The organism is Thioalkalivibrio sp. ALE30 (assembly GCF_000377465.1).
Classification (GTDB): Bacteria; Pseudomonadota; Gammaproteobacteria; order Ectothiorhodospirales; family Ectothiorhodospiraceae; genus Thioalkalivibrio.
The window spans coordinates 304,448-329,485 of sequence record NZ_KB898170.1; the positions used below are offsets into that span (position 1 = coordinate 304,448).

The window sequence follows — 25,038 nt, forward strand, 5'->3', positions numbered from 1 at the left end:
CGGCGGAGGCGTTAAGCCGAATGTTCAGTTGAAGACGATGGTCTTGTTGCCGTGGGTGAGGACGCGGCCTTCGAGGTGGTAGCGCAGGCCGCGGGCGAGGACCCATCGTTCGACGTCGCGGCCCTTGCGGATCAGGTCCTGCACGCCGTCGTCATGGCGGATGCGGGTGACGTCCTGTTCGATGATCGGGCCGGCGTCGAGGTCCTCGGTGACGTAGTGGCAGGTCGCACCGATCAGCTTAACGCCGCGGGCGAAGGCCTGGTGGTAGGGCCGTGCGCCGATGAACGACGGCAGGAAGCTGTGGTGGATGTTCAGGATGCGTTCGGGGTATTCGTCGCACAGCGCGGGCGGCAGGATCTGCATGTAGCGCGCCAGTACGATGGCGTCGGGCGCGAGTTCGGCGAGTCGCGCCTGCAGGGTAGCGAAGGCGGTCTCGCGGTCCTCGCGCGGCACGGGGATGTGCTCGAACGGGATGCCGTAGCACCGGGCCAGCGGCTCCAGGTCACGATGGTTGGAGAGGATCGCCGGGATCTCCATCGGCAGTTCGCCGTTGCTCCAGCGGGCCAGCAGGTCGCTGAGGCAGTGCGGCTCGCGCGAGACCATCAGGACCACGCGCGGCCGCGTTTCGGCTGCGGCCAGCCACCAGTCCATGCCGAGATCGAGGGCCAGCTCGTCCAGGCGTTCGCGCAGGGCGGGCTCGGCATCGACGGGCAGCGAGAATACCCAGCGCATGAAGAACCAGCCGGCCTCGGCATCGGTGTGTTGTGCGGCCTCGGTGATCCAGCCATCGGTGTTGGCGATCGCGTTGGCGATGCGCGCGACGATCCCGTGCTGATCCGGGCAGCGAATACTCAGCCGAAAACGCGGTCGATCATCCATGTCGTTTGGAGTCCTGAATCAGGTCACGAGCGGTTAACAGGAAGTCGGGAAGACAGGAAGGATTTTTTTGAGTGCGGCACCCCTGACGTTCGGGGATATGCCAGCAACGGCGGGTGTGTCCGGCGCGCCCCAATCCAATTTTCTTCAAATCTTCTTGTCTTCCTGTAGATCGTCCTGTCAGGCGGATTCGCGGCGCAGGCCGGAGGGGATGGAGAAGGTGATGGTCTCTTCGCGGCCGGACAGTTCGGAGATGGTGTCGACGCCGTGCCCGCGCAGGAAGTCGAGCACCTCGTTGACCAGGACCTCCGGGGCCGAGGCGCCGGCGGTGACGCCGATGCGGCTCTTGCCCTCCAGCCAGGCGGGGTCGATGTCGGCGGCACCGTCCACCAGGTAGGAGGCTACGCCCATGCGGGCGCCGATCTCGCTCAGGCGGTTGGAGTTCGAGCTGTTCTTCGAGCCGACCACCAGCAGCAGATCGCACTGCTTTGCCAGGTCCTTCACCGCGTCCTGACGGTTCTGGGTGGCGTAGCAGATGTCCATCTTGCGCGGGCCCTCGATCTTCGGGAAGCGCGCGGTAAGGGCATCGATGATGCCGGCGGTGTCGTCCATCGACAGCGTGGTCTGGGACACGAAGGCCAGGCGGTCCGGGTTCGCGACCTCGAGATTCTCGACGTCCGCGATGGTCTCGACCAGCATCATGCAGCCGCCCCGGGAGTCGTCGAACTGGCCCATGGTGCCCTCGACCTCGGGGTGCCCGGCGTGGCCGATCAGCACGACCTCGCGACCCTCGCGGGCGTAGCGTGCTACCTCCAGGTGCACCTTGGTGACCAGCGGGCAGGTGGCATCGAACACGGTCAGGCCGCGATCCTCGGCCTCCTGCTGCACGCGGCGCGGCACGCCGTGCGCGGAGAAGATCACCACCTGACCGTCGGGCACTTCGCTCAGTTCCTCGACGAAGCGCACGCCCGCATCCGTCAGGCGGCCGACCACGTGGCGGTTGTGCACCACCTCGTGGCGCACGTACAGCGGCGCGCCGTAGATCTCCAGGGCGCGTTCCACGATCTCGATGGCGCGTTCCACCCCGGCGCAGAAGCCGCGCGGATTGGCGAGCTGGGCCTGGATACTCATGGTGTTCTCCTGCGGTCGGTCGCGACCTATTGTGGCTCCCGTACGGATACCACATCCACCTCGAAGGTGAAGTGTTGCCCCGCCAGCGGGTGGTTGAAATCCACCGTCACGGTGTTGTCCTCCACCGCTTCGATACGGCCGGGGACGGCCTCGCCGGAGGGGCTGTTGAACTCGTAGATGTAGTCCACCTCCAGCGGCAGGTCATCCGGGAACTGCGAGCGCGGCATGCGCTGCACCGCCGCCTGATCCCGGAACGGGAACATGACGCCGGCCTCGATCGCAAATTCCCGGTGGTCGCCGGCCTCCAGCCCGACCAGCAGATCCTCCAGGCCGGGCAGGATCTCGCCGGAGCCGATCTCCAGGGTAATGGGTTCGTCGCCGGTCCCGTCCACTACAAAGCCGTTTTCAAGGATCAGGCGATAGTGCATCTCGATGTGCGCGCCCTTGGTGGCCGTGGTCATGCGTGCTCCCGTGTTCAGTGCTTGTGTTCGGAATGGCTGTGGTCACCCTCGATGAAGGTCGCCACGATCAGCGTGATCGCCCCCACCACGATGGCCATGTCCGCCACGTTGAAGGCCGGCCAGTGATAGCCCGCCCAGTGAAAGTCGAGAAAATCCACCACCGCGCCGTAGCGCACGCGGTCGATCAGGTTGCCGACGGCCCCGCCCAGTACCAGGCCCAGGGCGGTCACCGACCACCACGCCCGGCGCGGCAGGCGGGCCAGCCAGCCGATGATCAGCAGCCCGATCACCACGGCGATGCCGGTCAGCAGCCAGCGGCCCCAGTCCCCGGCGCCGGCCAGGAAGCTGAAGGCCGCACCGGGGTTGTAGACCAGCGACAGATTGAAGAAGCTCGTCACCTCGACCGGGGCGAACAGCGTCAGCGCGTGCTCCGCCCAGACCTTGGTGACCTGGTCCGCGACCACGATCGCGGCCGCGATCAGCAGCCCCGGGCCCAGACCGGAACCCCGCAGTTGCATCAGGCGAAGTGCCGGGTCTCGCCCGGGCCTTCCACGTTGCTGACGCAGCGTCCGCACAGTTCCGGGTGCTGCGCGTGCTCGCCGACATCCGGACGGCGGTGCCAGCAGCGCACGCACTTGGGCTGTTCGCTCTTGTGCACCACCACGCCCAGCGCTGTCCCGTCTGTCAGTTCGGCGGTATGCGCGCCTTCCGGGGCGGCGCCCTCGGCCAGACGGGCCTCGGAGGTGATCAACACGAAGCGCAGCTCGTCGCCCAGGCGCTCCAGCAGCGCGCGCGTCGCGGAGTCGGCCGGCAGATGCAGGTCGATCTCGGCATTCAGCGAGGCGCCGATGCCCTGTTCGTTGCGGGCGAGTTCCAGCGCGCGGGCGACGTGGGTGCGCACCTCCAGGATGCGGTCCCAGTCACCGTCGGAGAACGTCGCGTCCTCCGGCAGCGGGGCCAGTCCCTCGTACCAGGTGGCGAACAGCACGCTGTCCGGCCGCTCGCCGGGCAGCAGCTCCCAGATCTCTTCGGCGGTAAAGGTCAGGATCGGAGCCACCCAGCGGGTCAGGGCCTCGGCCACGTGGTACAGCGCGGTCTGCGCCGAGCGCCGGGCGTGCGAATCCGCCTGCGTGGTGTACTGGCGATCCTTGATCACGTCCAGGTAGAAGCTGCCCAGCTCCACCGAGCAGAAGTTGTGTACCCGCTGGTAGATCTGGTGGAACAGGTAGTCGTCATAGGCCTTGGTGACCTGGCCCTGTACCTGCAGCGCGCGGGCGACGATCCAGCGATCCAGCGGCAGCAGCTCGTCCAGCGGCAGGGCGTGCTCGGCCGGTTCGAACCCGTTGAGGTTGCCCAGCAGGAAGCGCGTGGTGTTGCGGATGCGGCGGTAGGCATCGGCGGTGCGATCGAGGATGTCCTTGGAGATCGCCATCTCGCCGGAGAAGTCGGTGGCCGCGACCCACAGGCGCAGGATATCCGCGCCCAGGGTGGAGACGACCTCCTGCGGCGCGACCACGTTGCCGCGCGACTTGGACATCTTCTCGCCCTTCTCGTCCACGGTGAAGCCGTGGGTCAGCACCGCCTTGTACGGCGCCGCGCCGCGCATGGCCACGCTGGTCAACAGGCTGGACTGGAACCAGCCGCGGTGCTGGTCGGAGCCTTCCAGGAACAGGTCCACCGGCAGTCCGCCGAGTTCCGGGCGCTTCTCCACCACCGTGGAGTGCAGCACGCCGGAGTCGAACCAGACGTCGAGGGTGTCGTTCAGCTTCACGTAGTCGTCGGCCTTGTCGCCCAGCAGTTCCTTCGGGTCAAGCTGGAACCAGGCCTCGATGCCGTCCTGCTCGATGCGCTGCGCGACCGCCTCGACCAGCTCCGCGGTGTGCGGGTGCAGGCGGTTGGTTTCCTTGTGCACGAAGAACGGGATCGGCACGCCCCAGTTGCGCTGGCGCGAGATGCACCAGTCCGGACGGTTGACCACCATGCCGTGGATGCGGGCCTGGCCCCAGCTCGGCATCCACCGGGTGTCGGCGATCGCCTTGAGCGCATCCGCGCGCAGCTCGGCGCGCTCCATGCTGATGAACCACTGCGGGGTCGCGCGAAAGATGATCGGCGTCTTGTGGCGCCAGCAGTGCGGGTAGCTGTGCTCGAACTTCACCGCCACGATCAGCGCGCCGTGTTCCTTCAGTACGTCGATCACATGGCCGTTGGCCTGGTGCACGTTCTCGCCGGCGAAATGCGGGGTGTCCGGCAGGAAGCGCCCGTCCGGGCCGACCGGGTTTTCCACCGGCAGGCTGTACTGCAACCCGACCGTGTAGTCCTCCTGGCCGTGGCCGGGGGCGGTGTGCACCGCGCCGGTACCGGTCTCGGTGGTCACGTGGTCGCCCAGGATCAGCGGGACTTCGCGGTCCAGGAACGGGTGGCGCAGCATCAGGCCTTCCAGCGCCTGGCCCTTGGCGCGGGCGACGATCCGGCCCTCGCCCAGCGAATAGCGGGCCAGGCAGTCCTCGACCAGGTCCTCCGCCAGCAGGATGCGCTCGTGCTCCAGCTCCACCAGGGCGTAGTTCAGTTCCGGGTGCAGGGCGACCGCCTGGTTGGCCGGCAGGGTCCACGGTGTGGTGGTCCAGATGACCACGCTGATCGGGCCGCGCGAGCCGTCTATGCCGTCGAAGCGGCGCAGAAAGTCGATGTCGTCGACCACGCGGAAGCGCACGTCGATCGCCTGCGAGATCTTGTCCTCGTACTCCACCTCGGCCTCGGCCAGGGCCGAGCCGCAGTCCACGCACCAGTGCACCGGCTTCTCGCCCATCTGCACGTGGCCGCGCTTGAAGATCGTGCCCAGCGCGCGAACGGTGTCCGCCTCCACCTGGTAGTTCATGGTCAGGTAGGGGTGGTCCCAGTCGCCCAGTACGCCGAGGCGCTGGAAGTCCGCACTCTGGCCGTCCACCTGCTCCTGGGCGTATTCCCGGCAGGCCTTGCGGAAGGTCGCGGCGTCCACGTCGCGCCCGGCCTTGCCCAGGTTCTGTTCCACCTTCAGCTCGATCGGCAGGCCGTGGCAGTCCCAGCCCGGCACGTAGGGCGCATCAAAGCCGGCCAGCGTGCGGCTCTTCACGATCACGTCCTTGAGGATCTTGTTGACCGCGTGGCCGACATGGATCGAGCCGTTGGCGTAGGGCGGGCCGTCCGCCAGCACGAAGCGCGGCCGCCCGGCACAGTGCTCGCGCAGGCGCTGGTAGCGGTCCTCGGTCTTCCAGGCCTCCAGCCATTCGGGCTCCCGCGTCGCCAGGCCGGCGCGCATGGGGAAGGCCGTCTCGGGCAGGTTGAGGGTGTCCTTGTAGGGATTCGGCGGTGCCGGTTTGCGTGCCATGAGCGAGTTCCGGATCGGCCCTGCGGGCCGGTTTCAGTCGAGTTCGGAGAGTTGCATGCGGGCCGTTTCGACGTCGCGCGCGATCTGTGCGCGCAGCGCCTCCAGGCCCTCGAAGCGTTGTTCGCCGCGCACCTGCGCGACCGGCTCGAAGCACACGGCCTCGCCGTACAGGTCGGGCTGGCCCTCGAGCACGTGGGCCTCCAGGCGCTGTTCGGTGCCGTCCACGGTCGGGCGCCAGCCGATATTGGCGACCGCCGGCAGGGCCTCGCCGGAGGCGCGTCGCAGCCAGCCGGAGTACACCCCGCGCAGCGCCAGCGGCCAGGGCCCCAGGCGCAGGTTCGCGGTGGGGAAGCCGATGGTGCGCCCGCGTTTGTCGCCATGCGCGACCCGGCCGTGCAGGCGGTAGGGCCGGCCGAGCAGCTCGGTCACCCGGGCGAAGTCCCCGGCGACGGCTGCGGCGCGCACCCGCGTGCTGCTGATACGGCCCTCGGCATCGCGCACCGTCGGGGTGGACTCCACAGTGAAACCGAGGCGTCGGCCGGCGGTCTGCAGCGCGGCCTGGTCGCCCTCGCGTCCGCGGCCGAAGCGGAAGTCGTCCCCGACCAGGACGTGCCGCGCGCCCAGCCGCTGGTGCAGGACCTCCTCCATGAAGGCGTTCGCCGACAGCCCGGCCAGGTGCGCGTCGAAGCGCAGGATCCAGGCGGCATCCAGGGCGCTGTCGCCCAGGGTGACCAGGCGGTCGCGCAGCCGCTGCAGGCGCCCGGGCGGAGCCGGGGCCTGGGTCCGCGCGCCAAAGTACTCGCGCGGCAGCGGTTCGAAGGTCATCAGGAGCGCCGGCGCCTGGCGATCCTGCGCCGCCTCGAGCAGGCGCCCCAGAACAGCCTGATGACCACGATGGAGACCATCAAAGTTGCCAATGGTCACCACCGCGCCGTGCAGGCCGGCCGCCTCGAACGCCTTGCTGTCGGCCGGCCCCAGGCCGCGAATCAGCCGCATCGCCCCGATCCCGCGCAAAACCGCGAGTATAACCCGCCGGGGCCACCCCGGGCATCATTGATCCGCGCCTTCCGTGGACTCGCGCAGCAACAGGTGACGCGGACGCAGCCCGGCCAGCCACAGCGTGGCGGCGAGCGTGGCGGTCCCGGCCAGAATCAGACCCGCGAGCGCCATAAGGCGTGTATCGATGGACCACTCGGTCCACTGGCCGAACTCGGGCGAGAGCCAGGCCAGCACGCCGATCATCGCGGCCAGGCCCAGCGGCAGCCCGAGCCGCAGCCGGCGCAGGCCCGGGCCCGGCTGGTAGATGCCCTCGCGGATCAGCCCGCGATAGAGCAGCCCGGCGTTGATGTAGGCGGAGGCCGAGGTGGCGAGCGCCAGCCCGGCATGCGCCCCCGGCATACCGGAGAGATACCACGGCAGCACGAAGGCCCCGTTCAGCACCATGTTCCAGAGCATGGCGATGATCGCGATCTTGACCGGGGTCTTCGTGTCCTGGCGGGCGAAGAAGCCGGGTGCCAGGACCTTGATCAGGATGAACCCGGGCAGGCCCAGCGCATATGCGGCCAGCGCCATCGCGGTCATGTAGGTGTCGAACTGGGTGAAGGCCTGGTACTGGATCAGCGTGGCCAGGATCGGCACCGCCAGCACCACCAGTCCGACCATCGACGGCAGCGCCACCAGCATCGCCAGGCGCAGGGCCCAGTCCAGCGTACGGCCGAACGCGGCCGGGTCGGCCTGGTTGTACTGGCGCGCCAGGCGCGGAAGGATCACCGTGCCGATGGCGATCCCGAACAGCGCCAGCGGCAGCTCCACGAAGCGGTCGCCGAAGTACAGCCAGGAGATCGACCCTGCGACCAGAAACGAGGCGATCAGGGTGTCCACCAGCAGGTTGATCTGCACCACCGAGGTCCCGAGGATCGCCGGCAGCATCAGCTTCACGATCCGGCGCACCCCCTCGTGGGCGCGCCGGAAGCGGGGGCGGGGCAGCAGTCCCGCGCGCCACAGGAACGGGATCTGGAAGGCGAGTTGCAGGGCCCCGGCGATGAACACGCCCCAGGCCAGGGCCATGATCGGTTCTTCGAACATCGGCGCCAGCCACAGCGCCGCGCCGATCAGCGCCAGATTCAGGAACACCGGGGTGAAGGCGGGCACCGCGAAACGCCCGATGCTGTTGAGGATGCCGGCCGCCATCGCGGTCAGCGAGATGAACAGCAGGTACGGGAAGGTGATCCGCAGCATGGTGGCGGCCAGATCCTCGCGCCCGGCCTCCTGGGTGCCCAGGCCCGGGGCGAATACCCAGATCAGCGCCGGTGCCGCCAGGACCCCGATCAGGGTCACCACGGTCACCACGGTCATCAGGGTGCCGGCGGTGTGATCCAGCAGATCGCGCAGGGCTTCGCGCCCGCGCTTCTCGCGAAACTCGGCGAACACCGGCACGAAGGCCTGGTTGAAGGCGCCCTCGGCGAACAGCCGGCGCAGGAAGTTGGGGATGCGAAAGGCGACGAAGAAGGCGTCGGTCGCGGGGCCGGCGCCGAAGGTGACCGCCAGCACCATGTCGCGCAGATAGCCCATGATCCGGGAGATCATGGTCATGCCACTGACAACGGCGGTGGAGCGGAACAGGCGGTTCATCGCGTGCGGGCGGCCGACGGGAAAGCCCCGCAGTGTACTTGAATCACCCGCGCCGGACCGCCGCCTTCGCCACGAGCAAGGGTCAAATCAAGAGCGTTTCACAGGAAGATGGGAAGACAGGAAGGGTCATTTGGGTGCGGGTGCGGGTGCGGGTGCGGGTGCGGGTGCGGGTGCGGGTGCTGGCTGTGGGCTCGTGGCATGCCCGGACCGTCAGGCCTGCCCCGTATGCCCACCCCAGTCCCTCTTCCAGTCTTCACGCCTTCCTGTAAATCGCTTTTGACGTTCTTCGTGGTGCATACAGAATGCCGGGCACGAAAAAGGCCGCCCGGAGGCGGCCTTCTTGGACGGTCCAGTGAAGGAGCCGTCAGCCATGGGAGTGGCGCCTTAGATGGCGGTCACTTCGCCGGCGGCGAGGCCCTTGGCGGTTTCCTGGATCTCAAAGGAGACCTTCTGGCCTTCGGCCAGGGTCTTGAAACCCGAACCGTTGATCGCGGAGAAATGGACGAACACGTCCTTGCCGCCATCATCGGGGGTGATGAAACCGAAACCCTTGCTCTCGTTGAACCACTTCACAACACCAGTATTCACAACTTGTAACCTCTTCATGTAACTAACAAATGTGTTCGCGGCATGCTGCCAACAGATCAACGGGAGCACTGGTTCAGAAACTAGAAACTTCCTAGTGTTGCCGCTCAACCACGAATCACGTCTCCGACTATACGCCCCATCCCCGGCGAAATCCAACGCCCCTCCATGAACTTTTTTTGGCGCTGCGACGCGGATTTTCCGCACGCCGGGGGCCACCACGAAGCGCACGATGGCACGCAGGAGGGCCAGGGCGGTTCACAGGAAGGCGGGAAGGTCGGAAGAATTATTGATTGGGTACGGACAGGGGCTGGATGTCGGTGCATGCCCCTGCCCGTCAGCCCTGCCCTCAACGCTTCAGCCCGATCCCCCTTCGGATCTTCCCGTCTTCCTGTCACCCGTCCTTGATCTTTTGGGTGGCTGGGACGGCGCTGCGTCAGAGCTGGCGGATGTCGACGAAGCTGCCGCGGGTGGTCTGGTGCAGGCGGGGCAGGACGTCGAGGATGGCGCGGGCGGCGTCCTCGGGGTTGGGCATGTCGCGGGTGCCGCGCGCGGCCTTCAGGCGCTGGAGGACCGGAAAGCTCTCGCGGTCCGCCTCGTCGCACAGGTAGTCCTGCATCGCAGTATCCACCAGGCCCGGGGCGAAGGCGTTGATCGCCGTCTCTTCCGGGAATTCGTGGGCGTAGAGCTGCATCATCATGTTCAGCGCCGCCTTGGAGAGCGAGTAGCCGCTCCAGCCGGCATGTCCGGAGACCGAGGCGCCGGAGGAGATGGCGATGATCTGGCCAACCCGCACGCGGTGCTTCAGCAGCGCGTCCAGGATCACCTTGTTGGCGAAGGTGTTCACGTCCATGAGCAGGCGTAGCTCGTCCATCGGCGCGTCCTGCATGCGCTGCATGTGGCCCAACAGTCCCGCGTTGAGCACCACCAGGTCCAGCGAGTCCACGCCCTGCAGCAGGCGTTCCATCGCGGCCCCGGTGGCGGTGAAGTCGCCGAGGTCCACCCGCTCGTCACCGCTGACCCCGGCCTCGGGGCAGCCGCGACGGCTCATGCCATAGACGTTTGCGCCCTGTTCCAGCAGTACCCGGGTCAGCCCCAGGCCCAGCCCGCTGGAGTTGCCGGTCACGAGCGCCGAACCAAAACGGCCGTCCTGCATATCGCTCTCCTTCAAGGTTTCGAATGTGCGGATTGTCTACCACGAAGCACACGAAGACACGAAGAAAGGCCAGGTCAAGAGCGTTTGCACAGGAAGATGGGAAGACCGGAAGAGGGATATGGGATGAAGCACGAGTGCTATGCCGGACTTCTCGGATGTGCCTCGGCCGCCCATCCAGTACCCACCAAAATCCTTCCAGACTTCCCGTCTTCCTGTGAACCGCCCTTGCCCTTCTTCGTGCCTTCGTGTGCTTCGTGGTGAATTAAGAAGGACTACCCCGGCGTACGGGGACGTTCGCGCCACTGGCGTTCGAGGTCGGCGGCCGGCATCGGGCGGCCGAGCAGGAAGCCCTGTACCTCGTCGCAGCCCATCTCGCGCAGGAAGCGGTGCTGCTCCTCGGTCTCCACACCTTCGGCCAGCACCCGCAGCTTGAGGGTCTTGCCCAGGCCGATGATGGCGCGGGTGATGGCCTCGTCGTCCGGGTCGTTGCCGATGCCCCAGGTGAACTCGCGGTCGATCTTCAGCGTGGTCAGCGGCAGCCGCCGCAGGTAGCGCAGGGATGATTGTCCGGTGCCGAAGTCGTCGATGGCCACCGACACCCCGAGATGCACCAGGCGCTGGAGCATGGCCGCGGCCGCGTCGATGTCCTCGACCAGGACACTCTCGGTGACCTCCACCTCCAGGCGCTCGGGGGCGAGCCCGGCTGCCTGAAGCGTCTCGAGGATGCGCTCGGGCAGGTTGGGGTCGGCGAACTGGCGCGCAGAGAGATTGATCGCCAGGCGCAGGGGCGGAAGGCCCTTGCGGTCCCACTCCACCAGTTGTTGCGTGGCGGTGCGCAGCACCCAGTCGCCGATCGGCACGATCAGCCCGGTCTGTTCCGCCAGCGGGATGAAATCCGCCGGCGAGATCATCCCGCGCTCCGGGTGGCGCCAGCGGACCAGGGCCTCGATGCCGACCGTGTCACCCCGATTCAGGCCGGTCTGCGGCTGATAGTGGAGCTCGAACTCGCACTGGCGCAGCGCCGTGCGCAGCCCCTGCTCCAGTTCCAGTTGCTCGCGCGCCTGGGTGTTCAGCCTCTGCGTGTAGAAGCGACAGGTGTTGCCGCCGGCGTTCTTGGCATCGTGCAGGGCGCTGGTGGCATGGCGCAGCAGGTCGTCCTTGCCCCGTGCATCCTGCGGGAACAGGCTGACGCCGGCACTGATCGTCGCCACATGCTGGCCATCCCCCAGGGCGAACGGCTCGGCGCAGTGTTGCAGGATGGCCTGCGCGCGATCACGGGCCTCGGCCGGGTCCGCGATCGCGGTCAGGACCAGGGCGAATTCGTCCGCGGCCAGTCGTGCGAGGGTGTCGCGTGGCTGCAACTGATGCTGCAGCCGTTGTGCCAGTGCGTTCAGCAGGGCGTCCCCGGTGTCGTGTCCCAGGGTGCTGTTGATCGAGGTGAAGCGGTCGATGTCCAGCAGCAGTACCGCCAGTGGTTCCCCCTGGCGCTCGGCCTCGTCGAGGGTGGCGCGCAGGCGGGTGCGCAGCCCGGTCCGGTTGGGGAGGCCGGTCAGGGCGTCGAAATTCACCAGCTTGAACAGGGCCTGTTCAGTCTTCTCGCGCTCGGTCAGGTCCTGGTGGATGCCGAGGATGCGCGTGGGCGTCTCCTCTGCGCGTTCGCCTTCGGCCAGCATGTAGCGTTCTTCGCCGTGGGGCAGCAGCAGGCGATGCCGGATGGAGAAGCGGTGGGTCTGGCCGTTGGCCAGGCGCAGCAGGCCGAATGCCAGCGCGGCGCGATCATCCGGATGGGTGGCCTCCACCAGGGCCTCGCGGGTCAGGGTGCGGGGCTGGTCGCCATGTCCGAAGAGTTTGCTTGCCTCGGGCGAGAGGTGGACCTCGTCGGTCTCCAGGTCCAGGTCCCAGTGGCCGATGCGGGCCACACGCTGTGCGGCCAGCAGGCGTTGATGGCTGTCCTGCAGGGCCTGCTCGGCGCGCATGCGTTCCTGCACCTGATGGGTCAGCAGGTCGATAGCCTCGCGCAGGTGTTCGGCCTGCTCCGGTGTGTCGTCCGGCCGGTCCGCGCGCTGTTCGCGCAGGACCGCGAACTGCAGCGGCTCTAGGGCGTGCTGGCAGGTCCCGATGTCGATCAGGGCGGGACGGGGCCGGCCGTCCTCGCGGACCAGGTCCACCGGGTCGCGCCGCGGGATCCAGCCCTCTGCCCGGGTCGCCTCGCGCAGCCGCTCGTGCAGGTCGAAGGCCGGGTCTCGCGGCGTGATCAGGCGGGCCAGATTGCGGCCGTCCAGGCTGCAGGCGGTGGTGCCGAACAGGCGTTCCGCCGCCGGGTTGGCGTAGCGTACGGTGCCGTCGGCCGTGACGAAGAGGATCGCCTCGCTCAGCGCGTTCACCAGATCGAGCGGGGCGGGGCTTTGACGGGTCTCCAGGGCGTAGGTCATGGCGTATCGCCGGATTCGCGCTGGGCGTCGGGGTCCGCTTGCCAGCGGTAGTCCGCCTCGACCCGGTTGCCGCTGCCGTGATAGCGCACCTGTTCGCACAGCTGGCGCACCAGAGTCAGTCCGCGCCCCCACAGGCGCTGGTCGCCGCGGCCCTCCAGGGCTTCCTGGATCCGCTGGTGGTCGAAGCCCGGTCCGCTGTCGCGCACGCGGATGCGGATGCAGTGCTGACCATCCAGCGGGCGGTAGCGCAGGGAGAGGGCGATCCGGCCGCGGATGTCGCTCAGGGCCGCGGCGCGCTGGCGATAGTACTGCTCGAAGCCCTCCACCGTGGCCTTCATGCCGGAGTCCAGCCGCAGCACGCCGTGTTCAAAGGCGTTGTTGCACAGCTCCGCAATCACGGTCTGCAGGGCCTCGGCGTGCCCGCCCCCCAGATTCGGCAGCCATTCGCGGAGCTGGTTGCGAGCCGCGCCGACCAGGTCGACTTCGGCCAGGCGCTGGTCGCTGGCCTCCAGGGACCAGCGCAGCGTGCCCCGAAGCTCGCGGCTCTGCGGTCGTTCGCTCTCGGTCACTACCGCCGGGCTGCAGTCGATGGTGACCAGGGTCATGTCGTCGGCGGGGGTCTGATCGCCACAGTGGAGATCCAGTGCCTTGCGGATGCGCTCGAAGGCGGTCCCGGCCGATTCGCTGGCCTGGCAGTGGCGAAAGATCGCGTCCTCGCCAAAGGCCGTTCCAGCGATGTCGGTGGCTTCGAGGACGCCGTCGCTGACCAGCGTCAGCCAGTCGCCGTCGTCGAGCTCGTAGCTGCGCGCCCCGGTGTCGAGGTCCAGCCGGTCGAGGATACCCAGGGGCATCGCCTGGGACTGGATGCGCCGGACCCGGTCCTGGCGCGTATTGCACAGCCAGGCATCCGGCATGCCCCCATTCCACAGACGCACCTGGCGGCCATCCGCGGAGAAGGTGGCGAGCAGCGCCCCCATGAACATCGCCGGCGGCAGGAAATCGTGCAGCACATGGTTCAGCTCGTGCAGCAGCTCCTGGTCGTCCACGCCGGCCTCGGTCAGGGTGTGGAAGGTCTCGCTGACCGGGTAGGCGCCGATCGCCGCGCTCAGGCCGTGGCCGGTGAAGTCGCCCACCAGCACGCGCAGGGCCCCGTCGGGCGTGTAGTCGGACAGCACCACGTCGCCGCTGAAGGTGGAGGCCGCGCAGCGATGCAGCTGCAGTCGGTCCAGCCCGCGGTTGCGGCGGGTGATGGCGCGCGAGAACAGGGTCTCGGCGGTTTCCTCCTCCCAGGCCTGGCGCGCCTGGGCGCGCAGCAGGGCGGCGTTGCGGCTTTGCAGGCCAGTGTGCAGGTCGCGCAGGCGCTCCATCGCGTGGATCTTGGCCTTCAGGATCGCGAGGTTCAGCGGCTTGCTAAGGAAGTCGTCGCCGCCCGATTCGATCGCCCGCAGCAGGGCGTTTTCGTCGTCCAGCGCGGTCAGGAAGATCACCGGGATGAAGTGCGCGCCCATCTCCGCCTTGATCCGGGACGTCGCCTGGTAGCCGTCCATCTCCGGCATCATCACGTCCATCAGGATCAGGTCGGGGGCCTGCTCCCGGCAGGCCTGCACGGCTGCCCGGCCATCCGCGGCCTCGCGCACGTCGTAGCCGGCTCCCTGCAGCATCATGCGCAGCAGCCGCCGGTTGTGGGGGTCGTCGTCGGCGACCAGTACTCGGCCTTCGCCGGAGATCAGGTCACCGGGCGGGGTCGAGCGCGGCTCGGGGGCGGTGTCGTCCACGGGGCCGGTTACTGGATGCGGAACAGGCGGCCAAAATTGGCGATGTCCAGTACCTTGCGCACGCCCTCCGAGGCACCGGTGATGCTGACGTCGGAGAACTCGCCGCCGGCGTGTTCGCGCAGCAGGAGCAGCATGCCGAGTGCGGAGCTGTCCATGTACTCGGTATGGGCGAGGTCGACGATGTAGCGCACGCCGGTCCCGCCGGTGTCGCGGTAGGCGGCGCGGAAATCCTGGTGCTGCTCGAAGTCGAACCGGCCCTTGACCCGGATGCGGACTTCCTTGCCGTCGTCGGAGGTGTACTGCTCGATGCTCATATGCGGTTCCTGGCGCTGTGACGGGCTTCATGCCCGGTGAGAGTTGGTACGCGGCCCCGGGATTCGCGAACGGGTACGCGGGGGTTCGACGGAAAAACCTCAGAACAATTCCACATCCCCCGTGCCCATGTTCTGCTGGTTGACTGCGCGGTGATAGGTCTCCTGGCGGCGCTCGCGCCATTCGCGCACGCGGGTGGCCATGGCCCGCGCGTCCTCGGTAGAGCGGGCCTCGTGCAGGATGCTTCGCAGCTCCTGCAGATGTGCCACGGCCTCCTCCGCGGTGCCCAGTGACTGGCGGGCGATGTCCTCGAACTGCAGCGAGCGCACGGCGGTCGCGACCGCCTGGTTCATGCGCTCGCTCAGCTCGGCCTCCTCGCGGATGCGGTCCTCGAGCTCGTCGGTGGCGCGCTGCGCGTAGGCGAACAACCGGGTGATGCGTTCCTTCTCGCCCATGCTGTCGCTCATGTCGCGCGAGGCCATGTCGTGCACGGTCCCGTGGACCTTATTGATCGATTCGCGGGCCTGGTCGATCTGCGCGCGGATATCGTCGTGGAAGGTGGCCGAGCGCTGGGACAGCGAGCGCACCTCTTCGGCGACCACGGAGAAGCCGCGCCCGGCCTCGCCGGCCCGCGCCGCCTCGATGCTGGCATTGAGCGCCAGCAGGTTGGTCTGCCCGGCGATCGCGCCGGCGCTGTCCAGCAGCTTGAACACCCCGTCCATGTGCTGGCTCATGTCCTCCATGTGGTGGGCGCTCTCCACGCTCTGGCGGCTGATTTCCACCAGGGTGTCGATGAACATCTGCAGGGTCTCGTCGGACTTGCGGGTCAGTTCGGTGATGACCTCGGCGTGGGTCATACCCTGTCCGTCAGCGCCCTCTCGCGCGACGTCGCTGGTCATCAGTTCCATCTGGCGGTCGGCGATCTGGTGCATCTCGTTGAAGCTGGTGCCCAGTTCCTGCACGGCATCGGCGATCAGCCCGCGCTGGCGGCCGATCTCCGCCTCCAGCTGGTCCAGCTCGAAGCGCATCGCCTGGTCCAGCGCGTCGGAGAGTTCGCTGCCGCCGGTGGGCTGGCTCGCGGTCATGTCCGCGCTGGATTCGGCCGCCGGGGCCGGCCCGCGCAGATACGCGCCTGCGGTGATCAGGGCCGCCAGTCCGGCCAGGATTGCGGCCCCCAGAGCGATCCAGCCGGCCCCATTCAGTGCGGCGAGGATCACCCCGAGCAGGAGCAAAACGGCGAGGCTGAGCGTCAGCCCCTTCTGGGTGATGTCACGGGTCAGCCATTGCATACGGTGGTCCATTCCGGTGGCTCCTATTCGCCGGCTGCGGCGGCTTTGCGGTGATCGCGGATCAGCGCGGCGGCGATCCGACCCAGCGGCAGCACCTGGTCAGCGGCGTCCAGCCTGACCGCCTCGCCGGGCATACCCCAGACCAGGCTGGTGCTCTCGTCCTGGGCGATGGTGTGGGCCCCGGCCTCGCGCAGCGCCTTGAGCCCGCGGGCCCCGTCGTCACCCATGCCGGTCAGCAGGGCGGCCATGACGTTGGCCCCGGCCTGTTCTGCGGCCGAGTTGAACAGCACGTCCACGCTGGGGCGATGACGGTTCACGGGGCCGCTGCGGTCCAGGCGGCAGACGTAGCGGGCGCCGTCCCGCGCCAGACGCAGGTGGTAGTCGGTACCCGGGGCGACGTAGGCATGCCCGGGCATCACGATGTCGCCGTCCTCGGCCTCCTTCACGCTGAGCGCGGTGTTCCGATCCATGCGTTCTGCAAAGGCGCGACTGAAGCCGGAGGGGATGTGCTGGGTGATCAGGATGCCCGGCGCGTCCGGCGGCAGGGCCGTTAGCACCTCGCGCAGGGCCTCGGTACCCCCGGTGGAGGCCCCCAGGGCGATTACCCGGTCAGTGGTGCGAAAGCGCGCCGCGCCCGCGGAGGCGAGCCGCTGCGGCGCTGCTGCCGGGGTCGCGCTGCGGGCCTGCAGGCGGATGCCGGCCGCGGTGCGGATCTTGTCGATCAGGACGTCGGCGTACTCCTGCAGGGCGTGGGAGACGTCTACCTTCGGCTTGGTGACAAAGTCCACCGCGCCGACCTCCAGGGCCTCCAGGGTCACATCCGCCCCCGCTTCGGTCAGCGAGGAGACCATCACCACCGGCATCGGGCGCAGGCGCATCAGATTGCGCAGGAAGGTGATGCCATCCATCTTCGGCATCTCCACGTCCAGGGTCAGCACGTCGGGTTCGTGCTGCTTGATCTTCGTGCGCGCGTCATAGGGGTCGGAGGCGGCGGCGACCACCTCGATGTCCGCGGCCTGCGACAGGATCTCGTTCAGCAGCTTGCGGATCAGGGCCGAGTCGTCGACGACCAGAACGCGGATGGGCTTGGCATTGGCAGGCATCTAGAACAGCTCCACGTCGCCCTGCAAGGGATCGTCCTGCAGTCGGCGGCGGTAGTCCTGCTCACGCTCGAGCAGGGTGTTGTTGTGCAGGGCCACGAGCTTCTTGATGCGCACGCGCCCGGTGGCGGGGAAGAAGACGACCTTGCGCGGCCAATGCCCGCCGACGTCCTCGGCGACCAGGTCCAGGTTCTCCTCGCGCAGGAAGCGGCGCAGGAAGGTGATATTGCCGGCACCGACGTCGGTCATCCCGGCCATTACGCGGCCGCCGCCGAACATCTTGACGCGCAGGTCGCTTCGCTCCGCGCCCAGCTTCAGCAGTTCGTTGATCAGGAACTCCATCGCATGGGTGCCATAGCGCGTGGCATTGGATACCGCCGGTCCCCAGCCGCTGTCACGGGCGCCGTCCGGCAGCATGAAGTGGTTCATGCCGCCGATGCCGGCCGCGGGTGACCAGACGCAGGCGGACACGCAGGAGCCCAGCACCGTGGTGATCAGTTCGGTCGGCGAGACCGAGACGTAGCACTCCCCCGGCAACAGCTTCGCGGCCGGGCAGGCGTGCACCCGGTCCCAGTAGCGATTGATGTGTGCGAAGGCGCCATCGTGCAGCTGCGGCAGGGCGGACATCAGGCCGCCCTCCGGTACAGCGTCTGCTCCAGCAGCCGGAAATCCTCGGTCACGCGGAACAGCGACTCGGAGTGCCCGATGAACAGGTAGCCCTCCGGGCGCAGCAGTTGCGCAAAGCGTTCCACCAGCTGTTTCTGCGTCGGCTTGTCGAAATAGATCAGCGTGTTGCGGCAGAAGATCACGTCCAGCGGGCCCTTCATGGGCCATGGGTCGAACAGGTTCAGCTGGCGGAAGTTCAGCATGGCGCGCAGCTCGTCGCGGATCTTGACCCGGCCCTCGTTGGCGCCAGTCCCGCGCAGCAGCCAGCGCTTCTGGCGCGCCTGCGGGATGCCGGTGACGCGCTTGGCGTCATACACCCCGGCATCGGCATGGACGACCACGCGCGAGTCGATATCGGTGGCGAGGATGCGCACATCCTCCGGCGACGGCAGGGCCTCGGCCAGCGTCATCGCGATGGAGTAGGGCTCCTCGCCGGTGGAGCATCCGGCCGACCAGACCTTCAGCGGGCCGGTCGGGTTGGCCCGCCGGAGCTCCTCCAGCACCGGGCCGCCCAGCATCTCGAAGTGGTGCGGTTCGCGGAAGAACGCGGTCAGGTTGGTGGTCAGCGCATTGATGAACTCCTCCAGCTCGCCCTCGTCGCCCCCCTCGACCCGGTCCAGGTAGGTGTCGAAGGCATCCAGGCCGAGCACGCGCAGCCGCCGCGAGAGCCGGCTGAAGACCAGCTCCTTCTTGCTCTCGTTGAGCATGATCCCGGTGCGTTCCTGCGTCAGGCGCGCCACGCGCCGGAAGTCGCGCTCGCTCAGGCGATCGGAGGCGGCCATCTAGCATCGAGCCTCCATCCTCAGAACTCCTCCCATTCTTCGGAGGCCTCCTGACGCGAGGGGGCCGGGCGCTTGCTGGCGGCGTTGCCGGACGCGGAGGCCGGGCGCTTCAGTCCGGTGGCACTGCCCTGGCCGGCGGCGGTCGCAGGCGTCGGACGCTGGCTGGGCTGCTTCATGGCCTGGCTGGCGGCCGCGGCCTGCTCGCCCTTGAAGAAGCTCATCAGCTCCAGCAGTTCGCGCGACTGGTCGTCCAGCGATTCGCTGGCGGCCGCGGCCTCCTCGACCAGGGCGGCATTCTGCTGGGTCACCTCGTCGAGCTGGGTCACGGCCTTGTTGATCTCGTCGAGGCCGGTGGACTGCTCCTCGCTGGCCGCGGCGATCTCGGCAATGATGTCGGAGACCTTCTTCACCGAGTCGACGATGTCCTCCAGGGCCTTGCCGGAGTTGTCGACCAGCTTGCTGCCTTCGCCGATGCGCTCCACCGAGTCGTTGATCAGGGTCTTGATCTCCTTGGCGGCCTGCGCACTGCGCTGGGCCAGGTTGCGCACCTCGGTGGCGACCACCGCGAAGCCGCGGCCCTGCTCACCCGCGCGGGCGGCTTCCACGGCGGCATTCAGTGCCAGCAGGTTGGTCTGGAATGCGATCTCGTCGATCACGCCGATGATGTCGGCGATCTTCTTCGAGGACTGGTTGATCTCGCCCATCGCGGTCACGGCCTTGTCGACCACCTCGCCGCCTTCCTGGGCCTTGTCGCGGGCGGCGCTGGCGAGCTGATTGGCCTGCTTGGCGTTGTCCGCGTTGGACTTGACCGTGGAGGTCATCTCCTCCATCGACGAGGCGGTCTCCTCCAGCGAGGAGGCCTGTTCCTCGGTGCGCTGGGACAGGTCGGTATTGCCCTGGGCGATCTCGGCCGAGGCCGAACGCACGTTGCCCGCGCCCTCGAGGATCTGCCCCACGAGCTGGTCGAGGTTCTCCAGCGAGGTGTGGATGGCGTCGCGGAACTCGGCGAATTCGCCGCGGAACTCGCCCTGCATGCGCACGCTCAGATCGCCCTCGGCCATGGCCTGCATCACCCGAGAGCCCTCGCGCACCGGCGGGACGACGGCGTCGAGCAGCTCGTTCAGGCTCTCGGCGATACTTTGGGTGAATCCGCTGTAGCGCTCGGTCTCCAGGCGTTCGCCCAGGTTGCCGCTCGCCGCGTCGCGGATCAGGGCATCGATCTCGGCCTCGGCGGTCCGCATCTCGGTGACATCCCGCCACTCCAGCATGTTGCCGGCATAATTGCCGTCGTCGTCGATGATCGCGGTCGCGTTAATCCAGAAGCGCAGGTCGCCCAGGCTGATTTCGGTTTCGTACGGCAGTTTGGACGGGTCCTTCAGGATGGAATGCTGATGCGACGGGACCGAGTGAAACTGGTCAATGGACTGGCCCACCATGTTGTATGGGTCGAAGCCTGGAAACGCCTTGGTGAAGGCCTCGCGGTGTTTCTGGAACATCGCGGTCAGTGATGCGTTGGAAAAGGTGATGGTCATGTTCTCGTCGCACATCATGAGTGACGCGGTAGCGCCATCAATCGCAGCCCTGAAGCGAGCGCGCTCGCGGTCCGCCTCGTTCCATTCCGTCACGTCCTGCCACTCGACCATGCTGCCGATGATCCTGCCGTTGTCATCGGTGATCCCGGATGCCTGCAGCTTGAATTCGAGTCCACCGACCTCGATCTCGGCGGTGTAGGGCATGCGTGCCGGGTTCGACAGGATGGCGCGCTGATGTGACGGGTCCTTGTGGAATTGGTCGATCGACTGTCCCACGAGGTTGTCCGGATCGAAGCTCGGGAAGTGCTGCTGCAGGATGTGGCGGCGTTTCCGCAGCAGACTGACGACCGCCTCGTTGGCGTAGATGATGTTCATATCGTCGTCGCACATCATCACCGCCATTTGCGACCCCTCGCAGGCGGCACGCATGAAGCGGCCGTCCATCATCTCGTTCGGGTCGGTTTCTGGGGCGTCGGTTTGCGGATTGGCGGCCATGGGGGTGTCCTCGCTTGGCTTGTTCGTATGACGCGCGGCCGAGGTGCGGCGGCGGGCGGGTTTGTTGGTTTTCGGCGTCTCGGTTTTCGGGCCGGACCGGGGTTCGGGGGCGGCTTCGTCAGAAGCCGTGCGCTCGCTCGGGGCCTCGTCGGAGCCCGGTTCGCGGGCCGCGCTGGATGGGTCCATCCAGCCCAGCGGGTCGTTGCCCAGCTTGTTGCGTTTGCGTGTCGTCATGGCCCGTGTTCTCCCTGGCTTGCGGCTCAGGCGTGTGCCGCCGTCGGGCGGGTGTTGGTTGGTGCCCCGGCCGCGATCAGGTCGGCGGCCAGTTGCTGGAAGTCCGCGGCCGCGCGATGGCGCGGCTGGTACTCGAAGATCGTCTGCCCGAAGCTCGGGCTCTCGGCCAGCACCACCGACTCGCGGATGGTGGTGGGCAGCAGGGCATCGGCGAAGTGTTCGCGGATGCGCTCGCGCACCTCGCGGGCGTGGCGGCGCTGTTCGACAAAGCGCGACAGCACGATCCACTTGCGACGGCTCGTACCCAGGCGCGCCTCGATGCCCTGCAGGATGCGCATCAATCGCGACAGCCCGTTCAGGGCCAGGAAGTCTCCGGCGACCGGGATCAGCATCTCGTCGGCGGCGATGATGGCGTTCATGCCCAGCAGGCCGGCCGACGGCGGGCAGTCGATCAGCACGAAATCGAAGGGCTGTTCCAGCCGGTCCAGGGCCTTCTGCAGGCGCCAGCCACGCGCGGCTCCACCCTCGTTCAGGTTCTCGACCTCCTGTAGCTGTTCCCCGGCGGCGACGATCTGCAGCCCGTTTCCGGCCTCGCTGAAGGCGTCCTCCAGACGCGCGCCAAACTGCAGGACCTGATCCAGGCCGGCCGGATCCTCCAGCCCGAAGGCCATGGAGAGATGCCCCTGCGGGTCGGCGTCGATCGCCAGTACCCGATGCCCGGCCAGGGCCAGGGCATGCGCCAGGTTCAGGGTCACGGTCGTCTTGCCGACGCCGCCCTTCTGGTTGATCACCGCGATGCTCCGCATGGTTCCCCGCAGCCCGCGGCTACGCCGTGGCCTCGGCCGCGATGGCGTCGGTGCTGGCAATCAGGCCCGGGCCGAGCAGGGTGTCGATGTCCAGCATCAGGATCATCTTGTCGTCGACCGTCGCCAGGCCGCGTACGAAGTCGATCCCGATGCGAGTGTTGAAGTCGGGGGCCGGCTGCATCTCGTCAGCGCCCACGCTGTAGACCTCGGACACGGCATCGACGACGATCCCCATCACGCGCTCGCGGTCCTCGTTGATCACGCGCAGCATGATCACCACGGTGGTCGGGCCGTATTCCATCGGTTCCATGCCGAAGCGCAGGCGCATGTCGATGATCGGCACGATCATCCCGCGCACGTTGATCACCCCGCGGATGTAGTCCGGGGCATTGGGCAGCGGGGTGGGCCGCTCCCAGCCCTTGATCTCCTGCACCCGCAGGATGTCCACGCCGTATTCCTCCTCCGCGAGGATGAAGGTGAGGTACTGGTCCTCGCCGGCGGTGGCGGGGTCGTGGATGGACTGGGTTGCGTCGTTCGCCATTGCGTTGGGCTCCTTGATTTTTACGCCGCGCGGGTGTCGCGCCCGGAGGCCATCCGCGCGATCCCCGCGACATCCAGGATCAGGGCCACCTGGCCGTCTCCGAGGATGGTCGCGCCGGCGGTGCCGGGGACCTTGCGGAAATTGGTTTCCAGCGTCTTGATCACGACCTGCTGCTGGCCCAGGAGGTCGTCGACGCGCAGGGCGACACGCTGGTCGTCGGCCTCGGCCACCACCAGCAGGGCGCGCTCCGGCAGCGGGCTGGGCTCGGCCCGGCCGAACAGCGCGGCCAGATCGACGATGGGGATGTATTCGTCCCGCAGCCGGTACAGTGGCAGCTTGCCGAAGGCCTGCTTGACGCTCTCCGGCAGGGTCTGCAGCGATTCGACGATCGCGATCAGCGGGATCACGAAGGTCTCGTCGCCGATCTTCAGCAGCTGACCGTCCATGATCGACAGCGTCAGCGGCAGGCGGATGGTCAGGCGCGAACCCTTGCCGGGCTCGGATTCCAGTTCGACGTTGCCGCCCAGGCCACGGATATTCTTCTTCACCACGTCCATGCCGACGCCGCGGCCGGAGAGATCGCTGACCTGGTCCGCGGTGGACAGCCCCGGCTCGAAGATCAGCTGCAGGATCTCGTGGCGGTCCAGTTGCTGGTTCGGGCCGACGATCCCGGCGTCGCGGGCCTTGGCCAGGATGCGGTCGGCATCCATGCCCTTGCCATCGTCGCGGATCTCGATGACCACGTTACCGCCGCGGTGGTAGGCCTCCAGACTGACCTGGCCGGTCTCGGGTTTGCCCGCCGCCGCGCGAACATCGGGCATCTCGATGCCGTGATCCACGGCATTGCGCACCAGGTGCACCAGCGGGTCGCCCAGGTGCTCCATGACCGTCTTGTCGATCTCGGTGTATTCGCCCTTCAGGGTCAGATCGATCTGCTTGCCGAGCTGCCCGGAGATGTCGTGCACCAGGCGCGGGAAGCGGTTGAAGACCTGGGCGATCGGCACCATGCGGATGCCCATCACGCTTTCCTGCAGCTCGCGGGTATTGCGCTCCAGCTCCGCCAGGCCGGTGCGCAGGCGCTCGATCTGCGCCTCCATCTGCGAGGGGTCTTCCTCCAGCTGTTCGCTGATATCGGTCAGCATCGACTGGGTGATGACCAGCTCACCGACCATGTCGATCAGCGCATCGATCTTGCCGGTGTTCACCCGCATGGAGCTGGATTCCGCGCTGCGGTTATTGCCGGCGCGCGCAGCGGGTGGCTCGGCGCGGGTCTCCGTGGCAGGGGAATCCGGGGGCGTAACCGGTTGCTCTGCCACTGTGTCCGGGGCCGTCTCGGGGACGGCAAGGGGTTCGATCTCCAGGTCGCATTCGTCCTCAACCCATTCGAAGACCTCTTCGATCTGGTCGCGGGTCGCGTCCCCTTCCAGTTCCAGGGTCCAGGCGAGATAGCAGTCCTCCGGGTCGAAGGCCTCTGCGCTGTCCGGCAGGCGGTCGGTCTCGCAGTGCACGGTCAGTCGGCCCAGCTCCTCCAGCACCTCGAACATGCGCAAAGGGTCGTTGCCGGTGCGCATCAGGTCTGCAAAGGGCCGGAACCGGATGCGCCAGCCTTGCGGGCCGTCGCCGCCGGTGGGACCGGCCGCTTCGCCCGCCCCTTCAGACGTTGGGGCGGCCGGCGCGGGTTCGCCCAGATGGGCCTCGATCAGGGTGCGCACCTCGGCCACTTCGGCGGCATCGGCCTCGCCGCCGTCGCGGGCGGCATGCAGCTGGGCGCGCAGGATGTCCACCGCGCGCAGCAGCAGGTTCACCGTCTCCGGCGTCGCCTCCTGCTCGCCGTTGCGCATCCGGTCCAGCAGGGTCTCGACCCCGTGGGTGAACTCGGAGATCGCGCCGAATCCGAAGGTCCCGGCCCCACCCTTGATCGAATGGGCGCAGCGGAAGATGGTATTAAGGGCCTCCGGATCGCCGCCGTCCAGCGCCAGGAGTTCGGTCTCCATGCGCTCCAGCCCCTCGAAGCTCTCCTCGAGAAAGGCATCGACGAACTGGGCCATGTCGATCGACATGACTAGCGCAGCACCCGGTTCACGGTGTTCATCAGCTGGTCCGGGTCGAACGGCTTGACCAGCCAGCCGGTCGCACCCGCCGCCTTGCCTTCCTGTTTCTTCTCCGGGCCGGCCTCGGTGGTCAGCACCAGGATCGGGGTGAACTTGTAATCGCCCAGCTTGCGCAGTTCGCGGGTCAGTTGCAGCCCGTCCATGCCCGGCATGTTCACGTCGGTGATCACCAGGTCCGCCTTCGTCCCCTGGGCCTTGCCCAGGCCGTCGTTGCCGTCGCGCCCCTCGGTGACCTCGTGTCCGGCCTGCTTGAGGGTGAATGCGACCATCTGGCGCATCGAGGCAGAATCGTCCACCACCAGAACCTTAGCCATTGTGTTCTCCTGAATCGGTATCGTGTTCCTGCCCCGCACGCGCGGCGGCCGCGTCCGCACCGAGCGCCTGGAAGGCCTGCGTTAAGACGGCGCTTGCTCCGTCGATCGAAAAGCCCTGCGCATGGCGTGCCGCGCTGTGGCGTGCCATCAGCAGGACCTGAACCCCGGCGGCGTCGATATCGGCCACGGTCGTCGCGTCCACCTGAAGGTCCTCGCCGGCATCCAGCGCCACGCGCAGCTCCTGCCAGCAGGCGGTCGCGGTGTCGATGCGCAGGCGTTCGGGCAGCGCTATGGTGGTCATCGCCGTTACCTTTCCGTGAATTCGTTCACACTGTACAGGAGCTGTACAGATATTTCCCAGCTCCTTGTAAAAACTTGTACGGCTGCGGGTGGGAAAACTTGAGGACGGATTCACATGGAAACGTCGGCAGCGCGCTGGACTTTC

Annotated in this window: 22 protein-coding genes; all 22 read right to left on the minus strand. The window is 67.7% G+C overall.

What is annotated here, in order from left to right:
• Positions 1–24 precede the first annotated feature (24 nt).
• Positions 25–879: a formyltetrahydrofolate deformylase gene (purU, locus tag D107_RS0106355; RefSeq protein ID WP_018881042.1), complete on the minus strand. Its 855-nt coding sequence runs from the start codon at positions 877–879 to the stop codon at positions 25–27.
• 177 nt (positions 880–1,056) lie between these two features.
• The gene (gene ispH, locus D107_RS0106360) at positions 1,057–2,007 is read right to left on the minus strand and encodes a 4-hydroxy-3-methylbut-2-enyl diphosphate reductase (RefSeq protein WP_018881043.1); all 951 of its coding nucleotides are present in this window, start codon (positions 2,005–2,007) and stop codon (positions 1,057–1,059) included.
• 26 nt (positions 2,008–2,033) lie between these two features.
• Positions 2,034–2,468: a peptidylprolyl isomerase gene (locus D107_RS0106365; RefSeq protein WP_018881044.1), complete on the minus strand. Its 435-nt coding sequence runs from the start codon at positions 2,466–2,468 to the stop codon at positions 2,034–2,036.
• A 14-nt stretch (positions 2,469–2,482) separates the two neighbouring features.
• On the minus strand, positions 2,483–2,986 hold the full coding sequence (gene lspA, locus D107_RS0106370; RefSeq protein WP_018881045.1) for a signal peptidase II: 504 nt from the start codon (positions 2,984–2,986) through the stop codon (positions 2,483–2,485).
• Positions 2,986–5,832: an isoleucine--tRNA ligase gene (gene ileS / locus D107_RS0106375; RefSeq protein ID WP_018881046.1), complete on the minus strand. Its 2,847-nt coding sequence runs from the start codon at positions 5,830–5,832 to the stop codon at positions 2,986–2,988. Before ileS ends, lspA begins: the two co-directional genes overlap by 1 nt.
• 33 nt (positions 5,833–5,865) lie before the next feature.
• Positions 5,866–6,828 carry a bifunctional riboflavin kinase/FAD synthetase gene (locus tag D107_RS0106380; RefSeq protein ID WP_018881047.1) on the minus strand — a complete coding sequence of 321 codons (963 nt, stop codon included), beginning with the start codon at positions 6,826–6,828 and terminating at the stop codon, positions 5,866–5,868.
• A 54-nt stretch (positions 6,829–6,882) separates the two neighbouring features.
• Complete coding sequence (gene murJ, locus D107_RS0106385; RefSeq protein WP_018878436.1) at positions 6,883–8,463, minus strand: murein biosynthesis integral membrane protein MurJ; 1,581 nt, start codon at positions 8,461–8,463, stop codon at positions 6,883–6,885.
• 384 nt (positions 8,464–8,847) lie between these two features.
• A complete protein-coding gene (locus D107_RS0106390; RefSeq protein ID WP_018873518.1) occupies positions 8,848–9,051 on the minus strand; it encodes a cold-shock protein in 204 nt (67 codons plus the stop codon).
• 433 nt (positions 9,052–9,484) lie between these two features.
• A complete protein-coding gene (locus tag D107_RS0106395) occupies positions 9,485–10,204 on the minus strand; it encodes an SDR family NAD(P)-dependent oxidoreductase (protein ID WP_018881048.1) in 720 nt (239 codons plus the stop codon).
• Between the two features lie 272 nt (positions 10,205–10,476).
• Positions 10,477–12,636, minus strand: coding sequence for a bifunctional diguanylate cyclase/phosphodiesterase (locus D107_RS0106400; protein ID WP_018881049.1), 2,160 nt, complete (start codon positions 12,634–12,636; stop codon positions 10,477–10,479).
• The gene (locus D107_RS0106405) at positions 12,633–14,411 is read right to left on the minus strand and encodes a SpoIIE family protein phosphatase (protein ID WP_018881050.1); all 1,779 of its coding nucleotides are present in this window, start codon (positions 14,409–14,411) and stop codon (positions 12,633–12,635) included. Before D107_RS0106405 ends, D107_RS0106400 begins: the two co-directional genes overlap by 4 nt.
• An 8-nt stretch (positions 14,412–14,419) precedes the next feature.
• Positions 14,420–14,725, minus strand: a complete 306-nt coding sequence (locus tag D107_RS0106410; protein WP_018866661.1) for an STAS domain-containing protein — start codon at positions 14,723–14,725, stop codon at positions 14,420–14,422.
• Between the two features lie 99 nt (positions 14,726–14,824).
• A complete protein-coding gene (locus D107_RS0106415; protein ID WP_026280757.1) occupies positions 14,825–16,024 on the minus strand; it encodes a methyl-accepting chemotaxis protein in 1,200 nt (399 codons plus the stop codon).
• 11 nt (positions 16,025–16,035) lie between these two features.
• A complete protein-coding gene (locus D107_RS0106420) occupies positions 16,036–17,115 on the minus strand; it encodes a chemotaxis response regulator protein-glutamate methylesterase (RefSeq protein WP_018880082.1) in 1,080 nt (359 codons plus the stop codon).
• Positions 17,116–17,739 carry a chemoreceptor glutamine deamidase CheD gene (gene cheD / locus D107_RS0106425; protein ID WP_018880081.1) on the minus strand — a complete coding sequence of 208 codons (624 nt, stop codon included), beginning with the start codon at positions 17,737–17,739 and terminating at the stop codon, positions 17,116–17,118.
• Entirely contained in the window at positions 17,739–18,560 is an 822-nt protein-coding gene (locus tag D107_RS0106430) for a protein-glutamate O-methyltransferase CheR (protein WP_018881052.1), read from the minus strand. Before D107_RS0106430 ends, cheD begins: the two co-directional genes overlap by 1 nt.
• A 20-nt stretch (positions 18,561–18,580) precedes the next feature.
• Complete coding sequence (locus D107_RS0106435; protein ID WP_018881053.1) at positions 18,581–20,821, minus strand: methyl-accepting chemotaxis protein; 2,241 nt, start codon at positions 20,819–20,821, stop codon at positions 18,581–18,583.
• 26 nt (positions 20,822–20,847) lie between these two features.
• Complete coding sequence (locus tag D107_RS0106440) at positions 20,848–21,627, minus strand: ParA family protein (RefSeq protein ID WP_018881054.1); 780 nt, start codon at positions 21,625–21,627, stop codon at positions 20,848–20,850.
• 19 nt (positions 21,628–21,646) lie between these two features.
• Positions 21,647–22,168, minus strand: coding sequence for a chemotaxis protein CheW (locus D107_RS0106445; RefSeq protein WP_018878445.1), 522 nt, complete (start codon positions 22,166–22,168; stop codon positions 21,647–21,649).
• Between the two features lie 20 nt (positions 22,169–22,188).
• Entirely contained in the window at positions 22,189–24,228 is a 2,040-nt protein-coding gene (locus D107_RS0106450; RefSeq protein ID WP_018881055.1) for a chemotaxis protein CheA, read from the minus strand.
• A gap of 2 nt (positions 24,229–24,230) precedes the next feature.
• Entirely contained in the window at positions 24,231–24,593 is a 363-nt protein-coding gene (locus tag D107_RS0106455; RefSeq protein ID WP_018866670.1) for a response regulator, read from the minus strand.
• A complete protein-coding gene (locus D107_RS0106460) occupies positions 24,586–24,894 on the minus strand; it encodes an STAS domain-containing protein (protein ID WP_018866671.1) in 309 nt (102 codons plus the stop codon). Before D107_RS0106460 ends, D107_RS0106455 begins: the two co-directional genes overlap by 8 nt.
• Positions 24,895–25,038: the final 144 nt, after the last annotated feature.

Bases quoted from the DNA above. Each gene is read 5' to 3' on its own strand.
- D107_RS0106410 (WP_018866661.1), bottom strand. From the start codon at position 14,725: ATGAGCATCGAGCAGTACACCTCCGACGACGGCAAGGAAGTCCGCATC.
- D107_RS0106445 (WP_018878445.1), bottom strand. From the start codon at position 22,168: ATGGCGAACGACGCAACCCAGTCCATCCACGACCCCGCCACCGCCGGC.
- D107_RS0106415 (WP_026280757.1), bottom strand. From the start codon at position 16,024: ATGGACCACCGTATGCAATGGCTGACCCGTGACATCACCCAGAAGGGG.
- D107_RS0106380 (WP_018881047.1), bottom strand. From the start codon at position 6,828: ATGCGGCTGATTCGCGGCCTGGGGCCGGCCGACAGCAAGGCGTTCGAG.
- D107_RS0106395 (WP_018881048.1), bottom strand. From the start codon at position 10,204: ATGCAGGACGGCCGTTTTGGTTCGGCGCTCGTGACCGGCAACTCCAGC.
- D107_RS0106450 (WP_018881055.1), bottom strand. From the start codon at position 24,228: ATGTCGATCGACATGGCCCAGTTCGTCGATGCCTTTCTCGAGGAGAGC.
- D107_RS0106455 (WP_018866670.1), bottom strand. From the start codon at position 24,593: ATGGCTAAGGTTCTGGTGGTGGACGATTCTGCCTCGATGCGCCAGATG.
- cheD (WP_018880081.1), bottom strand. From the start codon at position 17,739: ATGTCCGCCCTGCCGCAGCTGCACGATGGCGCCTTCGCACACATCAAT.
- D107_RS0106420 (WP_018880082.1), bottom strand. From the start codon at position 17,115: ATGCCTGCCAATGCCAAGCCCATCCGCGTTCTGGTCGTCGACGACTCG.
- D107_RS0106430 (WP_018881052.1), bottom strand. From the start codon at position 18,560: ATGGCCGCCTCCGATCGCCTGAGCGAGCGCGACTTCCGGCGCGTGGCG.
- lspA (WP_018881045.1), bottom strand. From the start codon at position 2,986: ATGCAACTGCGGGGTTCCGGTCTGGGCCCGGGGCTGCTGATCGCGGCC.
- murJ (WP_018878436.1), bottom strand. From the start codon at position 8,463: ATGAACCGCCTGTTCCGCTCCACCGCCGTTGTCAGTGGCATGACCATG.
- D107_RS0106400 (WP_018881049.1), bottom strand. From the start codon at position 12,636: ATGACCTACGCCCTGGAGACCCGTCAAAGCCCCGCCCCGCTCGATCTG.
- D107_RS0106435 (WP_018881053.1), bottom strand. From the start codon at position 20,821: ATGACGACACGCAAACGCAACAAGCTGGGCAACGACCCGCTGGGCTGG.
- D107_RS0106365 (WP_018881044.1), bottom strand. From the start codon at position 2,468: ATGACCACGGCCACCAAGGGCGCGCACATCGAGATGCACTATCGCCTG.
- ispH (WP_018881043.1), bottom strand. From the start codon at position 2,007: ATGAGTATCCAGGCCCAGCTCGCCAATCCGCGCGGCTTCTGCGCCGGG.
- D107_RS0106440 (WP_018881054.1), bottom strand. From the start codon at position 21,627: ATGCGGAGCATCGCGGTGATCAACCAGAAGGGCGGCGTCGGCAAGACG.
- D107_RS0106460 (WP_018866671.1), bottom strand. From the start codon at position 24,894: ATGACCACCATAGCGCTGCCCGAACGCCTGCGCATCGACACCGCGACC.
- purU (WP_018881042.1), bottom strand. From the start codon at position 879: ATGGATGATCGACCGCGTTTTCGGCTGAGTATTCGCTGCCCGGATCAG.
- ileS (WP_018881046.1), bottom strand. From the start codon at position 5,832: ATGGCACGCAAACCGGCACCGCCGAATCCCTACAAGGACACCCTCAAC.